13 protein-coding genes are annotated in these 14,801 nt (G+C 70.5%); 7 read left to right on the top strand and 6 right to left on the bottom strand.

The annotated features are described in order from the left end of the window. Positions 1–78 precede the first annotated feature (78 nt). The 7 genes from ACIP5O_RS31850 to ACIP5O_RS31820 all read left to right on the top strand — a co-directional run bounded on the left by ACIP5O_RS31850 (position 79) and on the right by ACIP5O_RS31820 (position 8,531). Positions 79–1,053 (top strand): hypothetical protein, encoded by a 975-nt coding sequence (locus tag ACIP5O_RS31850; protein WP_401299724.1) that lies wholly within the window; start codon positions 79–81, stop codon positions 1,051–1,053. Beyond that, positions 1,053–2,249: a hypothetical protein gene (locus ACIP5O_RS31845; protein WP_401299721.1), complete on the top strand. Its 1,197-nt coding sequence runs from the start codon at positions 1,053–1,055 to the stop codon at positions 2,247–2,249. The genes ACIP5O_RS31850 and ACIP5O_RS31845 overlap by 1 nt, the downstream gene beginning before the upstream one ends. 50 nt (positions 2,250–2,299) lie before the next feature. Further along, positions 2,300–6,202, top strand: a complete 3,903-nt coding sequence (locus ACIP5O_RS31840; RefSeq protein ID WP_401299718.1) for a hypothetical protein — start codon at positions 2,300–2,302, stop codon at positions 6,200–6,202. A gap of 10 nt (positions 6,203–6,212) precedes the next feature. Next, positions 6,213–6,584: a hypothetical protein gene (locus ACIP5O_RS31835; RefSeq protein ID WP_401299716.1), complete on the top strand. Its 372-nt coding sequence runs from the start codon at positions 6,213–6,215 to the stop codon at positions 6,582–6,584. 111 nt (positions 6,585–6,695) lie between these two features. Continuing rightward, positions 6,696–7,196 (top strand): hypothetical protein, encoded by a 501-nt coding sequence (locus tag ACIP5O_RS31830; RefSeq protein WP_401299713.1) that lies wholly within the window; start codon positions 6,696–6,698, stop codon positions 7,194–7,196. Between the two features lie 73 nt (positions 7,197–7,269). Further along, on the top strand, positions 7,270–7,587 hold the full coding sequence (locus tag ACIP5O_RS31825; RefSeq protein ID WP_401299710.1) for a hypothetical protein: 318 nt from the start codon (positions 7,270–7,272) through the stop codon (positions 7,585–7,587). 314 nt (positions 7,588–7,901) lie between these two features. Then, positions 7,902–8,531: a hypothetical protein gene (locus ACIP5O_RS31820; RefSeq protein WP_401299707.1), complete on the top strand. Its 630-nt coding sequence runs from the start codon at positions 7,902–7,904 to the stop codon at positions 8,529–8,531. A gap of 760 nt (positions 8,532–9,291) precedes the next feature. Here the strand turns inward: ACIP5O_RS31820 and ACIP5O_RS31815 are convergent. The 6 genes from ACIP5O_RS31815 to ACIP5O_RS31790 form a co-directional block, all read right to left on the bottom strand. Continuing rightward, positions 9,292–10,680: an ERF family protein gene (locus ACIP5O_RS31815; RefSeq protein WP_401299704.1), complete on the bottom strand. Its 1,389-nt coding sequence runs from the start codon at positions 10,678–10,680 to the stop codon at positions 9,292–9,294. 125 nt (positions 10,681–10,805) lie between these two features. Next, positions 10,806–11,240 carry a hypothetical protein gene (locus ACIP5O_RS31810; RefSeq protein ID WP_401299702.1) on the bottom strand — a complete coding sequence of 145 codons (435 nt, stop codon included), beginning with the start codon at positions 11,238–11,240 and terminating at the stop codon, positions 10,806–10,808. An 81-nt stretch (positions 11,241–11,321) separates the two neighbouring features. Next, entirely contained in the window at positions 11,322–12,368 is a 1,047-nt protein-coding gene (locus ACIP5O_RS31805; RefSeq protein WP_401299699.1) for a hypothetical protein, read from the bottom strand. A 161-nt stretch (positions 12,369–12,529) separates the two neighbouring features. Continuing rightward, complete coding sequence (locus tag ACIP5O_RS31800) at positions 12,530–13,366, bottom strand: ATP-binding protein (RefSeq protein WP_401299696.1); 837 nt, start codon at positions 13,364–13,366, stop codon at positions 12,530–12,532. Positions 13,367–13,382: 16 nt separating this feature from the next. Further along, entirely contained in the window at positions 13,383–14,471 is a 1,089-nt protein-coding gene (locus tag ACIP5O_RS31795) for a hypothetical protein (protein WP_401299693.1), read from the bottom strand. Then, positions 14,468–14,776 carry a hypothetical protein gene (locus ACIP5O_RS31790; protein ID WP_401299691.1) on the bottom strand — a complete coding sequence of 103 codons (309 nt, stop codon included), beginning with the start codon at positions 14,774–14,776 and terminating at the stop codon, positions 14,468–14,470. The genes ACIP5O_RS31795 and ACIP5O_RS31790 overlap by 4 nt, the downstream gene beginning before the upstream one ends. Positions 14,777–14,801: the final 25 nt, after the last annotated feature.

Here is a 14,801-nt window from a genome sequence, read left to right as displayed (position 1 = left end):
AGGCCCGAGGGCGCGACGTAAGCCCTCCCGATCGGTGACAGTCCGCGCCCAGCGAGTTCACCGATCAGGGAGTGCGAGATGTGGGACACCGTCCCGTGGTTCACCGAGGGCGGCGCCGAGCACAGTTCGGAGGTCGCCCGGGTGTTGGCCTACGCGGCGTTCGCCGGAGGCGAGGGGATCGTCGGCGCCGGTGACCTCCAGGTCCGGGCGGTCTCGACGCCGGCCGCCGCCGTGAGTGTCCTGCCGGGCGCGTGCGCGGTCCTGAACCGGGCCACGGGCGGCAAGTACCAGGCGTACGTGGCCCGGCTGCCGAGCAGCGACCAGGTACCGGTGGCCGCGACCGGAGTCTCCAAGCGGTCCGACCTGATCGTGGCCCGGATCGAGAACCCCTACTCCAGCGGGGAGACCTGGCCGCTCCCCAGCAACCCGAAGACGGGCCCGTACGTCTTCACGCGGGTCATCTCCAACGTGCCGCCGACCACGACGAGCGTTCGCCAGATCCGGCCCGGCGACTCGGCGATCACACTGGCCCGCATCGACATCCCCGCCAACACCTCCTCGATCACCCAGTCGATGATCAAGGACCTGCGGGACATGGTGAACCCGCGGGCCCGCCGCCGCCTCTACACCGACTCTCCGGCCGGTGACGAGAACTGGGCGGGCACCACGAAGTGGCAGTGGGTGGCGTGGCCGCCGACCTCGCGCTGGACGGTGGAGATCCCGCCGTGGGCGACTAAGGCCCGCATCGTGCTCACGCTCTCCGCCCTCCAGATCTTGAAGGGCGGCGTGTGGGGCTCCTTCGCCTGGAAGCTCGGTCCCCTCCAGGGGGAGTCGATCACCTTCGACACCGGGGCGACGGACGGCTCTGAGCGACGGAACATGATCGCCGCCGACACCATCAGCATCCCCACGACCATGCGGGGCACCGTGCAGCCCCTCGTCTCGATGATGGCCATGGACAATGACCAGCCAGGCGTGTTCCAGGCCGACGTCACCACCAGCTTCATCGCGGATGTGGAATGGGTGGAGGACCCGTACGAGGACGAGAGCTGATGGCCTCGCGTCTCATCGCCCAAAGGGCCCTGCCGGAGGTGATCCTGGACTGGGACGTACCGCTGTCCCTGTCCTCCAACCCCCGCCGAGACCTGTCCGGGCCCGGCTCCCTGGCCGGGACGATCGAGCCCGAATACGCGCGCATGCTCGGCTCCGACGGACAGCCGATCCTCCAGGAGTGGGCGACGAAGCTCTACCTGGAGGTGGACGGCTACATCCGCTGGGGCGGCATCGTCACCAAGACCGCGTACGAGGGAGCGAAGGCCACCATCGGGGCCGAAGGCCTGAGTTGCTACCCCCACGGCATCCCGTACGAGGACTACATGATCTCCGGCGCCCTCATCACACCAAAAGACCCATATGCCGGAAAAGATAAAAATCATGACGGATGGGTCGACGGGAAGAAAGGCGTGCAGAAGGTGCCGCCTCCGCCGAAGCCCTACGGCGGCCCCCGGATCGACGTGTACGACGCCGTCCGCAACATCTGGCGCCACCTCCAGACCCGCCCGTACGGCAATATCGGCCTCGTCCTCGACCAGCACGACCTGGGCGAAAAGCTCGGCGAGGCCAACGGCTCCGACCCCTGGGAACTCGCCTGGTGGGACAACCCGGACTGCGGGCAGGTCCTCGACACCCTCGCCCGGACGACCCCCTACGACTGGCGCGAGGAACACACCTGGGCCACGGCCAGCAGCAACCAGATCAACCACCGGCTGCTCCTGGGCCGCCCCCGGCTAGGCCGCAAGCGCCCGGACCTCCGCTTCGCGGGCGACGAGAACATCATCGCCATCGCGCGCCCCGAGGGGATGGGCGACGACTACGCCAACGAGGCGATCGTCCTGGGCCGGGGCGAAGGCCGGAAGATGAAGCGCGCCCAGGTCCACCGGTTCGACGGCAGGCTCCGCCGGGTCGCCACGGTCACCGACAAGACGCTCACCTCCGACAAGGCCCTGCGCACACGCGGCGAGCAGGAACTCGCCGGCCGTACCAAGGCCCTCCAGATCCCGAGCATCCGGATCATCGACCACCCCAACGCCAAGTTCGGGTCCTGGCAGCTCGGTGACGACATCCTCATCCAGGTCCACGTCCCCTGGCTCGGGGACCTCGAAGTCTGGCACCGGATCGTCAGCGACGAGATCGGCGCCGACGGCACCGTCACCCTCACCCTCAAGCGCTCGGACAGCTTCCACTACTAGACCCGGCACACCGGGACACAAGCCTCCGCGCCAGTGCAGGGTCCCGCGCCATGGTGAAGATCCTCGATCCCGGCCCGGGTGGTGACCTGGCGCGACTGCTGCACGAGCACGATCAGCGGCTGCGCGCGCTGGAACGCACCGCGCAGGCGGCGCTGACCTCGATCGAGGGCGGCGCCATGGACATCTACGACGCCGAGGGGAGCTTGAAGGGCAGCGTCGGTGTCCAGCCGGACGGCGGCGTCGCGCTCGTCCCGGTCAACACCAGCCCGCCACCCACCCCGACGCCGGCAAGCGTCGAACCCGTCCTCGCGGGCCTCCTCGTCGGATGGGACGGGCAGTGGGACGACTCGTACGGGGCGCCCAGCGACTTCTTCCTCGTCCAGGTGCATGTCGGACCGGACGCCGACTTCGTCCCCGACGTGACCACCCAGGTCGCCACGATCACCGCGCGCCTCGGCGGCACGGTGACCATCGCCATCGAGGGCTACACCCCGGTGTGGGTGCGCCTGGTCGCGCAGAACACGGCCGCCCTCACCGGCCCTCCCTCCGCCGCTGTGCAAGCCACTCCCCGTCAGGCCGTAGAGCAGGACCTGGTGGACGGGATGGTCACGGAGAAGAAACTCGCCGAGGCCGCCGTCACCCAGGCCAAGATCGCGCTCGGGGCCGTCGGGTCGACCGCGCTCGCGGCCGGCGCCGTGCTGGAGGACAAGCTCGGCAAGGCGTCGGTCACGCTCAGAGCAATCGCCGACGGGGCGGTGAACCTCAACGCGCTCGGCGGCGCGCTCAGCGACTCCGCCGCCCAGCGCTACGTCGACGCCATGGGCGACCCGGCCGCCTGGCAGGTCCTGGCCACCGGAACCGGCGCCGGGTGGGAACACCTCACCGGCATCACCGATGCCCCCACGGGGCAGACCGTCGGCCAGGCCAAGGGCTTCGTCAAGGCGCGCGGCACGACGCTCATCCCGTACGAGCCCGGCACCCTCTACCGGATCAGCGCCCGCGTCCGGCTCACCGGCCCGCCGTCCGGCACGGACGCCTTCTACGTCGGCGCGCTCGGCGTCGGCGCGGACAGGACCACGCTGGTCAACCGCAACGGCGACAACAGCACGAACTCGCACTACTACGCGGCAGCGAGCGGGACCAGCGTCTCCTCCGGCGGCTGGGTGACCGTCGTCGGCTACCTCAAGGACCGCGCAGCCGCAGGCGTCACCGGGTCCGCAGGCCCGAACCCCGACCCCCGGGCCGCCGGACTGGTCCATCAGGCCGTCCGCTACATCTCGCCGTACCTATGGCTGAACTACTCCTCCCAGAACACGGCGAACTCGGCCTCGGTGATGCAGGTCGACGCGGTGACCATCGAGGCCCTGAAGACCGGCCTGGTCGACAGCACGAACTTCGTCGCGGGCAGCGTCACCGCCGCCGCGCTCGCCGCGGACTCGGTGGTCGCGGGCAAGGTGGCGGCGGACGCGATCGGGGCCCGGGAGATCCAGGCCAGCGCCGTGACGGCCGTCGAGCTGGCCGCCGGGTCCGTGACCACCGACAAACTCGTCGTCGCCGGCGGGCTCAACATCCTGTCGGACCCGAGCTTCGAGGGCGCGTACACCGGTCTCCTCGTCGCCGGCCAGCCGTACTGGTCCCAGGCCACGGGCGGCAACGGTTCCTCCTACGCGCTGCGGCTCGACTGCACCTCACCGACACCGGTCTCCCGCAGCCTGCGGCTGACCACGGCCCCCGTCCTGGCCGGTGACCAGCTCTACCTCGGCATCGACTACAACGCGTCGACCGACTGGGCCGGGGGCGATGTCCGGTTCTTCGTCCGCTGGTTCGACGGCGCCGGCACCCGGCTCTCGACGAGCTCCGTCACCCAGGTCCCCGAAGGCCGGGCCGCGTGGGCGCGCGCTGCGGGGACGGTGACCGCCCCGGCCGGATGCGTGCGGGCCGAGATCTGGGTCGAGGGCAACCAGGGCAGCGCCGGGACCGTGCTGTTCGACAACGCGACCGTCCGGCCCCTGGTCCCCGGCGTGCAGATCGCCGACGGCGCGATCACCGCCCCGAAGATCCTCGCGGGCTCGATCACGACCGACAAGCTCCTCGCCTTGGCCGTGACCGCCGAGAAGATCGCGGCCTTGTCGGTCACGGCGGAGAAACTGGCGGCCTTGTCGGTCACGGCGGACAAACTCGCCGCGAACGCCGTGACCGCCACCAAGATCGTCGCGGGGACGATCGACGCGACCCACATCAAGGCCGGGTCGCTGTCCGCCGACCGGCTCGCCCTCGGCACCGACGGCAACGTGCTCGCCGACCCCAGTTTCGAGGGCGCCGTCTCCGACCAGCGGGTCGCGACCAGCCCCTACTGGTCCATCGCCACCCCGGGCAGCGGCACGCCCCGCGCGCTCCAGGTCTCCGCCGCCAACGCGACGGCCGTCACCCGTTCCATGACCCTGGCTACCCTGCCCGCCGTCCCCGGCCAGAAGCTCTGGCTGAGCGTCGACTACCTCGCCTCCACCGACTGGAACGGCGTCCGTATCAGCCTGTACGGGCAGTGGCTCGACGCCACCGGCAGCGTCCTCGGGTACAGCACCGTCACCACCGGCGACGGGGCTGCGGTGAAGGGGGTGTGGACCACGCTGAACGGCGTCCCCGACACCGCCGCCCCGGCCGGCACGGTGCAGCTCCGCGTCGCCTGCTCCAGCGTCGACGCCAGCGCGGGCACCGTGCGGTACGACAACGCGACGTGCCGGGTCGTCCTGGCCTCCGGCGTCACCGGGGCCCGCGCCGAGCTGTCGCCCCGCGGCCTGCTGCTGTACGACGACGCGGGCGAGGAGGCCGTGGCCCTGGTCACCGGCCGCCCGAATTACGTGACCCTGTCAACGAACGGTACGCCGGTCGCCACCATCGACCAGGAGGGGGCCGCCGGCTTCCAGAGCCTCGCGGTCGCCGACACGGTCACCATCGCCGGGACGGACTGGAAGAACTACCTCGACCAGTGCCCGCGCGGCCTGGTCGCCATCGACTACCAGGCCAGCAGCATCAGCAACGTCAGCGGCGCGGACATGGGCTTCGTCGAGCTCGGCTTCGTCGCCGAGGCCGGACGCATGTACCGCACCGTCCTCGACTGCTACGCCGACCCCAGCGCGCCGGGCGGCGAGCTCCAGATGATCCTGCGCGACGGCGGCACCAGCGCGCCCCTGATCTCCTCCAAGCAGATCCAGTCGGCGGTCCACCCCCTGATCGGCGCGGGAACGGGCTACCAGCGGGTCCGGCTGGAGGACATCCGCAGCGGAGAGGCATGGGGCCTCGGCCAGCACCGCGCCTTGATCACGTTCAAGAACTACGGGGGCCCGGCTGGTCAGACCGTGAGGCTGTTCGGCGGCTCCAACCACATGGGCGTCATGTACGTGGAGGACGTCGGCCCCCACGTCCCGGAGACCGGCTCCTACAACTCCGGCGGCGGGGCGACCACGCCGCCCGTGCAGAAGTACACCAAGACCTACCCGGCCGCGTGGTCCGGGTCGTACGCCAACCGCTCCTCCTACAACAGCTACTACGGCAACCGGTGCGTCCAGGGCTACTACAGCAGCACCAACGGCACACAGAGCGCCTTGATCGGCTTCCCCGCCGCTCTGGGCACCGACCTGTCCGGCGCCACGATCCTCAAGGCCGAGGTGTTCATCTACTTCGAGCACTGGTACAGCAACTCGGGCGGGCAGGCCGTCATCAAGGCCCACAAGCACACGGCCAGGCCCTCCGCGTTCTCCTGCGATTCCGAGGCGAAGGCCATCTCGTGGAAGCGCAACGAGGGCAAATGGGTCGACATCACGGCGATCTTCGACAGCACGTCGTGGCGCGGCGTCGCCCTGGACCCCGCCTCCACCTCCTCGACGTACTACGGCATCGCCCGTGGCGTCGGCCAGGCCAATCCCCCTCAACTCCGTGTCACCTACACCAAGTAAGGACCCCCTCGTGCCCGCCATCCCCCTCGCCTCGATGCACGCGCTCGCCCTGAACCCGGAGTTCGCCGCCCGGGTCCGCATGGCCTGGACCTACATCGCCCGCCGGGTCCTCACCGAGGACCCCGACACCCCCGGCAACCCGCTGCGGGTCGGCCTCGCCCGCACCGTCCTCAACCCCGCGGACTTGAGCGTGGCCACCAGCGCCGGGCTGACCCCCGTCATCACCACCTGCGACACGATCATCACGGCCGCCGCCTCGGCCAGCAGCCAGGACCCCGAGGCCATGGATGCCGCGATCACCGACGACCAGCTCCTGGCCGCCGTCGAGGAGGCGTGGAACATCACCGCCGGCGTACCGCGCGATCTGCTCGTGGCGGCCTGACAAGCACAGGACGCAAACGACCCCCGTCGTGCACTGTTCGCGACGCGGGGAGCCGCGGGCCTTCGGGCCCCGGCTCCCGCGCACCTGTATCCGTCTTCGAGGAGGGGCGCCGTGGACTGGCTCACTTCCCTGGCGCCCGTCATCGCTCCTGTCTGCGGCATGGGCGGTGTCGTCGCGGGCGCCTGGTTCAGCTACCGCCAGGTCAAGCGCCGCGGCGACGCCGACGAACGAGTCGCCTCCGTGCAGGCCGTCACCTCGGCCCAGGCATCCGAGGGCCAGACGTACGTCGAGGCCATGAAGACCGTCACCGCGGGCTTCTCCTCCCTGCTGGACCAGCAGCGCGGGATGCTCGACCAGCAGAAGGTCGTCCTGGAGCAGGAGCGCGCGGTCCACGCCCAGACCATCGAGCGGGTGACGGTCCTGGAGGCCGGGCAGCTCGAACTCCAGCGTGAGGTGCGGCACATGCAGGAGGAGCAGCGGAAGGACCGCCGCTGGAAGGCCGCGGCGCTCGACTACATCCGTGTCCTGATCGACAACCTGCGCTCCCTCGGCCGTACCGCACCGGAGCCACCCGACGAGATCGCCGAGGACATCGTCCCGCCCAGCGACTGACCAGGGCGAGACGTAAGACCTTCCGTCCGTGCAGGGTCCGCTCGTTCCGCCACCGACAGACAAGGACCCTCCCATGAACACCCTCGACACCATCGCCGTCGCCTCGGCCGTCGGCTCCGTCCTGCCGCTGCTCACCGCGGTCGTGCAGCAGCCGTTCTGGTCGGCCAGAGCCAAGCGCGTCGTAGCCGTCGTCGTCGCGCTCCTCGCCGGCGTCGTCACCGTGGCCAGCACGAGCGGCACCGACCAGTTCACCCACGGACTTCCCACCCTCGGCACGATCCTCGCCGTCCTGGCCGCCTCGCAGACCGCGCACGACCTCGTGTGGAAGCCGAGCAAGATCACGACCAAGATCGAGTCCGTGACGAGCCCGAAGCAGGGCACAACGGCCTAATCGAGCTGACGAGTCCCGCGCCCGGCCTCGGGCGCGGGTATCATCCCCGCGAAGGTGAGGTGGCCCCGGTGCTGCCGAACCCGCCGTTGGAGACAGCGCTTCGCCCAACCTTTCTGGAGCCCGTTCGCGGGCTGAGTGAACAGGGCGGAGAAGAGCGAATCGAGCCCACTTCGCGCCTCACCGGCGCCGAGGGCCGGGGAGCCAATCGCTCTGGTGATGATCCGGCACACGGCGGGTTCGGTTGCAGCGCGGCCACCTCATCTTCCCCACCGGCGCCCGGCCGGCAGACGCATGACTCAGGAGGACGCGCCGGAATGGTGCCACCGCAGCAGGCCCTCCCCGCGGGTGAGAAGTCACCGGGCGAGGGCAACAGCACGAGGCCCGCCCGGCGATGGAAGGAACCGGCGGCCGCCGACGTCTCCCTGCGCGTCGCCGAACTGGTCAAGATCAGCAAGCACAAGGATCGCGCCAAGCAGATCCAGCGCCTTGCGCCGCACCTCGTGCAGTTCCTTCTCACCAGCACGCAGGAGTGGGAGAGGCGCCCGGACGACTACGAGATCCAGGCCCTCGCCTTCCGCGCACCCGAGCTGGCCCGCACGGTCCGCCCCACGCTCGCCGCCATCGCCCGCGAGCCGGAGAAGTACCTGCCGCAGGCCGACGAGGAGCCCAACAAGCGCTACCGCAGCCGGATCACCGCCCTGTGCAGCCGAGCCAGGGTCGAGGACCGCTTCGTGTACAGGGTTCAGGTCGCCGAGGCGGCCAAGCGCGGCGTCTTCTTCCCCGAGTTCAACCCCCGGGCCCGCGCGCGCCGCCGGCTCGCTGAGGAGCAGCCCGAGCGTTTCCTCGAACTCGTGCGGGAAGAGGAGCAGGCCCAGGAGGCGAAGAACGAGGAGGAGCGCCGAGCGCGTGCCCGGGACCGTCGAGCCGATGGGGCGGCATCCTGATCGAGCTCCACCTGAACACGCGAAGGCGTACTCCTTTGGGGTACGCCTTCGTCGTTGGTGCGCCCTCACCGGCTGGAGTACGCCTCGCGAGAGGGGACGCGCGTACCCGGGGACCTGGCAGGTACCCCTTCGTTGAGACGTCCCCGTACGCCTTCGCCCGCTGCGACCCGTACACCTTCACGGGGCGAGCGCCCGCGCACCTTCACCTCGGTCCGCCGGCTCCCCGAGCGCCCGGGTACGCCGCGGACGGTCAGCCAGCACCGTACGCCTGGCTGCGCCGACCCGACACCCGTACGGGCCCGTTGAACGTACGCCCCGACGTTTCCCCAGCTCAGAAGGGGCGTACCCCGTACGTACGCCTTCTGCGCAGCCGTAGGCGCACACCGGGGTACGGCTGAGCGGCCACCGCCCTGTACGCCTTCGTTCCGCGAGAGGGGGTACCCGTACGCCCGGCGAACCGTACGGGTACCCCCTCGGGGGCGCGAGCGGTACGCCCCCTGGAGGCGTACATCCCGAGCGGCCAGGTACGCCCCGAGCACCCGGTGAAGGCGTACCTGCGGGAGAGGCGAGCCGTACGTACGGTACGGGCCCGAGGCGCACGTACGCCTTCGTGGACGCAGGGGCGTAGGTACGCCTCAGCCGTACCTACGCCCCTGGCGATCGGGCCGCAACGAAGCCGTACGCCTTCGTCGGGCAGTGGCGCGAGCGCCTGACGCGCTCCGCGGCCCGACACCCGGGAGGCCGAGGAGCGCGCGGTGCGTCACGCCGGCTGGTCCGCCTCGACGGCAGCGACGATCTTGTCGATGTTGGCCGCCGGGACGTAGACGCCGAGACGGCTGTACAGCTCGGCGGCCGCGGTGTGCCCTGCCTTGATCAGGGCAGCCAGGGTGCGCGGGCGCTGCTCCGCGATCAGCTTCTGCAACTCGACCCGGGACGTGAGGCGGGAGGTATCCGTCTCCCCCGGCGGAAGAACCGGCGCCAGGTGCTCGTGGAGCTCGACGCCGAGCGCGTCGGCCTGGAGCTGCGCCTCGGCCAGCATCTTCGCGGTTGCCTTCTCCTGCGGGGTGACCTTCCTGGGCGCGGTCGGTGCCTTCTTGCTCGCCTTGCTGCCGATGTCGTCCAAGGCCAGGGTGATCGCCGCGTTCGCGCTGATCTGCCCCCATGGGGAGCTGATGACGACCTGCTCCAGCACCGCTTCGCCGAACCGGGCGCGGATGCCCGTCAGCGCGTCCGCGTCCGCCTTGGCGCCGTTCACCAGGGCTTGGACCTCGGACTGCTCCGGCAGCCGTTCCTCCGCCGGCGGCGCCTCGCCGGGCTCCGTGTCCTCAGCGGGCACTTCCTCGTTGTCCACGGTAGGCGGGCCGGCCGTCGGCTGCGGCGGACGCACCGCCCACGGGTCGTGCGCCGGACCCGGCGTCGGGTGCTCGACCAACATCTGTGCCTTGAAGGCCTCGTGCTGCTCGGCCCTCTCCCGCTCCCGCTCCTGCTCCTCGGCGACGAGTTGTCGGCCGCGCATGAGGACGTACTGCTCCAGCGTGCACTGCGGGTTGTCCGGCATCGGTGCGGAGAGCATGTTGTTGTTGGCGGCGACGTCGAGGACCCGGCGGAGTTCGTCACGGCTGTACCAGACGTTGGCGAGCCGGAGCCGTTCGAGGTACCAGTCGAGCGGTGAGCGCACGCCGTGCGGGTGATCGCGGTCCCCGTCGTCCAGGTCTCCGGGCTTGACCTCGATCTTGAAGGCCTGGAGCAGGGCGTACTTCTCGCTCGCGGTCATCGCCTTGTTCGTCGCCTTGTCGGAGGCGTCGGCCGCTTCGCCGATCGTCACGATCGGCGTGTCCATCACGTCGCCCTGCGGGCCGCGGACGGCCCATTCGACCTCGATGATCGTGACGTTCATCTTGCCGCGGGTCTGGTGCTCGCGGCTGAGGACTCGGGCGGGGAAGATCCGCAGGCCGTACTTCCGCATCGCGCCCGAGCAGACCCGGATCACGTCCTCGGCCTGGCGGAAGTTGTACCGCTGGTCCTTGTTCTCGCCGTCCTTGCCGACCGGCGCGATCTCCCGCTGGGCGGCGATGAACGCCTTGTCGACCGACCACGTCATCAGGTCGTCGAGTTCGGGCATGGTGTCGGTGAGGGTGGGTCCGGCCACGGTGGACCGCCTTCCTGGTTCTGGGGACCGAGCAGGCCCCGGCTCGCTCTTGCCGGGGCATGGTGCGCTGGGCGGACCGCTAAGATCGCGCCCTAACTCGGTATACAGTTTACCAGGTTCGACCCTCATTGGGGCGGGATGAACAGCCCTCCGACCGGGGAGTCGTGCGCCGGGTCCAGCAGCTCCTCGGCGTGCCGCCGGTACCACTCGTCCAGCGCCCCCGCCGTTTCCGCCTCCTCCTGCGTCGACTCCGGAAGCTCCTCCACCCACTGGAGCGTCCCGGCCTCGTACTGCTCGCGCAGCGCGTTCACGTCGCGCCGCCCTGTGTACTCGGCCAGCTCCTCCCACGACGCGCCGTTCAGGAACTCCGCCCGGATCGTCCAGTCGAGGACCTGCAAGGAGAGCACCCGCATCCGGCGGGCGGCACGAATCCGGTCCTCCGCGGACGCGGCGGACGACGTCTCACCGACGTAGGCACGGGAGAGGTCCGCCGTGGCACGAGCAGCATGTGCGGCGGCGAGACGGGCCGCTGCAACTTGGCGGCTGTGGTTCATCGACACTGGTCCGATCCGTGAAGGAGACGAAACGGCGGGCGCCCCGAGGATACGGGGCGCCCGCCTTAGAGGACGGGAGGCCGCAGGTCAGCCGACGCCCACGAGCTCCTTCTCCTCGGAGCCCGCCGCGTCCTGCTCCTGCTCGTAGGCGAAGCGCTTCTCGAACTCGGGCCTGATGTAGTTCCGGCCGCTCGCCCCGCCCTTGCCCAGGCGCAGGCCGAGCTTGGAACCGTTCAGGTCGCCGCCCTGCCGGAACCGGTGCTCCTCGCCTGCCAGCATGGCCGCGCGCCACTCCTGGTACAGCAACTCCTTGCGCTCCTCGTACGGCAGGTCCGGGCGCAGCTCCTCGACGCCACCGGACGGCCGCTTGACCGGCGGCTCCTCGGCGGGCGGCTTGGAGGAGGAGCCGGAGCCTTCGGCCGGCGACTCCGGCGGCGGAACGACCTTCAGCTCGGCCTGCTGCTCGGGGACCCCGCCCTGACCGGTCCACAACGGCTTCCTCGGGCCGCGAACCCGTGGACGGGGGGTCTCCGGCTTGTGGTCGACGGCGGCGCCCCCCGCCGCGGCGAGGCCTGCGGTCACGACGGCCGCAGTACCCGAGGCGTCCGACCAGTCGGACCCGGCGCCGTGCTTACGGACGAACCCGCTGATGTGGAGGCCGAAAGAGCCGCCGAGCGGCACCATCGCCGCGACGGCGCTGCCGACGCCGTAGACCCACGCCTTGTGCTGGACCATCACGGCGGGCGCCGTGCCGGAGGCGAACCACTCGGAGAGCGCCACGACGGCGTGGCCCACGTTCGCGGCGACGGAGATGCACAGGAGGAAGCCGAAGATCGCCCACAGGCTCCAGTAGTAGCCGGCCTCCTGGCCGTCGGCGGCCCGCTTGCGGATGGAGGTGACCGCGCCGGCGTTGAAGGCGAGCAGCACCTCCAGGGACCCGGCCATCGCGCCGGCGGCGAAGGAGGGGAAGCCGATCAGGGTCCCGGCCCAGTGGAGCTGGTACAGGGAGGCGAGCATCATGCCGAAGCTGGCCCCGGCGGCGCCGATGCGGAGGTTGCGGTGCCAGTCGCGCAGTTCGCGCTCGCCTTGCGTGATTTCCCGCAGAACGGTCTTGGTCTTTCCGGATGCGGCCACGGCGCAGAGTCCTTCCTGAGCGTTCGCCAGCGCCCTCGCTCTTGAGCGTCTGGTCGCGCGCAGTCTAGATCACTTGGACGCTCCTCCGCCGGAACGCGGGCACGCCGGAGCCGGGGCACGGTCTCGACGGCGCGCCGTCCCGTGCCCCGGTCTCGGGGACGTCACCAGCGGATCGGCTGTCGGCGGTCTTCTCCGAGTATGTCGAAGAGCGAGGCCTGACTGCCCAGCCGGGACGCGAACCGCTCTCCCAGGACCTCGGCGATCTGGTCGGAGTTCAGGTTGGTCGTGAGCAGCGTTCCCTTCCCCGTGTGCAGGCGGGCGCTGAGGAGATCCGCGGTTTCGGTCCGTACGAACGTGGAGGCGTAGCCGTCCAGTTCGTTGCAAGCCTCATCCAGGATCAGCAGGTCACAGCGCTGGTAGCGCTCCTTGATCTGCCCGGGTGTGAGGCCGGCGGGCGCGGAGTCCGGCCGCAGCCACGACAGGTACCGGGAGTGGCTGACGACGCGGACCATCAGGCCCTGCTCGACGCCGTACGCACCGGCCGCTATGGCAGCGGCGGTCTTGCCCGTGCCGATGTTGCCGGACACGATCCCGTTCAGCCGCTTCGGCGTCTTCTTCTTGCGCTGTTCGGCGGGAAGCTGGAGCTGCGCGCGGTTGTGGCGCCGGACCGTGACGAGCGTGTCCACGAACCAGCGCAGCCGGTCGGGGTGCTGTGCCGCGTCGAGGCGGCCCAGGGTGAACCGCTCGTAGGCGGTGAGGTCGCACAGCACGAGGCTGTTGGTCCAGGCCCGACGGTTGACCTGGAGTTGGTACTCGTCGATGCTGTCCGGCCGGTCCTCGTACTCCTCCTCCCCGTTGATCGTGGGGTCCATCCCGCGGGACTGCAGAATCTTCATCACGCTCATGACGGCGCGGTGGAGCGGAGGCTCCGCCGGCGTTTCCGCCTCGTTGCGCACGGCCAGGGCCGCCTCGTCGCGTACGGCCAGGGTCATGGCCATCTCGGTACTCCTCTCCTCAGCAGTCGTCATCGTCAAGAACGGCGAACTCGTCGGCGGGCGGCACGTAGGGTTCCGCCGAGACCGCCGACGGGGCCGTCGGCTTGTCCTGCCCCCACTGGCTGTCGCGGTACAGGCGGGGACGGCCGGTGCCCGTTGCCGCCTGGACCCCGCTGACCCGACGCAGGGCCTTGTCGAAGGCGGTGCGGTGCGGGGACCACTGGGCGCCGTCGATGAGCGCGGCCATGATCACGTGCGGTGCGTACGAGTTCGGCTTCGCCGCGAGGGCCTGACGGATCAGGGTGCGTACGGCGAGGAAGGCGCTGGAGGAATTGCCCATGAAGCTCGTCATCTTCTTCTCCGCGACGAGCTTGGGAGCCTCCACGTCCCACCATCGGTGCGCGCCTTCGTCGGCGAGCTTGTCCAGCGCGATCTCCTCGGGCGTCTTCTCCTTCCGGGCCTTGGTCGCCTTGGCCTTGGGCGCGGCCGCCGCAGGCGCGGGTTCCTGCTCGGGCGCGGCCGAGGTGTCCGGTACCGCCGGAGCGGTCTCGGCCGGGTCGACGGCCTTCTTCGTCCGCGACGAGGTCGCCTTCTTCGCGGCCGGGGGCGTGCTGCCGCGGCGATCGGCCGTGGGAGCGGGGGTGCTGGGCCCGTCGGCAGACTCGGCCTTCTTCGTGGCCTTCTTCGCGGCCTTCATGGCCTTCACCTTCTCGCGGTGAAGGACGTAGAACTCGGCCACGGTGCGCGGGCCGGTGTGCCACGTCGGCTCGGTCTCGTGAACGTAGTAGATCTTGCCCATGCTGCCGTCGGAGCGCCGGTAGTCCTCCACCGTGATGGCCCCGGCCTTCACGAGTTGCTTGATGTACGGGTCGACGGACTGCTCGCGGCTCCACCCGAGCATGTTCGACAGGGCGAGGCGGGTAGGCCACACCTTGCCGTCGTTCCGGCTGATGTTGACGTGCATCGCCAGCGCGCCGTACAAGGCCTTGGCCTGCGGCTGGAGCTCTTCGTGGACGGTCACCCACTCGGGCACCATCGTGAAGGGGGCCCGCCGGCCGGAGACGATCTTCAACTGCTCATCGATGTCCGCGAGCACCTGCTCGGTCACTGGGTGCCTCCGGCGGTCTCGGTCGGGAGGAGCAGCCGGTAGGTGATGATGCGGCGGTCCGATCCGCGCAGCCGGTGGGGCTCGAAGGAGCGTTCCAGCAGTCCGCCGGCGACGAGGGCGCCGAGGGTGGGGCGGGCCTGGTGGTGGCCGATGCCCCACAGCTCGGCTATCTCGCCGCACGTGTACCAGGTGCCGAAGTCGGCGGTGCGCGTGAGGCGGTAGAAGCGGCGGAAGGCGGCGTCGTTGATCTCCGGGGTCTCCGCCCGGTCGAGCAGGGTGAGGCGGGTGGTCCTCGACGGTGTCACGGTGATTCCTTGCGGCAGGAGCCCC

The organism is Streptomyces sp. NPDC088915, from assembly GCF_044749825.1.
Lineage (GTDB): Bacteria > Actinomycetota > Actinomycetes > Streptomycetales > Streptomycetaceae > Streptomyces.
This window is presented reverse-complemented; position numbering and strand designations above follow the sequence as displayed.

Coding starts and splice junctions, on each gene's coding strand:
- ACIP5O_RS31820 (WP_401299707.1), top strand. CDS start 7,902: ATGGTGCCACCGCAGCAGGCCCTCCCCGCGGGTGAGAAGTCACCGGGC.
- ACIP5O_RS31850 (WP_401299724.1), top strand. CDS start 79: ATGTGGGACACCGTCCCGTGGTTCACCGAGGGCGGCGCCGAGCACAGT.
- ACIP5O_RS31800 (WP_401299696.1), bottom strand. CDS start 13,366: ATGGCCATGACCCTGGCCGTACGCGACGAGGCGGCCCTGGCCGTGCGC.
- ACIP5O_RS31845 (WP_401299721.1), top strand. CDS start 1,053: ATGGCCTCGCGTCTCATCGCCCAAAGGGCCCTGCCGGAGGTGATCCTG.
- ACIP5O_RS31840 (WP_401299718.1), top strand. CDS start 2,300: ATGGTGAAGATCCTCGATCCCGGCCCGGGTGGTGACCTGGCGCGACTG.
- ACIP5O_RS31825 (WP_401299710.1), top strand. CDS start 7,270: ATGAACACCCTCGACACCATCGCCGTCGCCTCGGCCGTCGGCTCCGTC.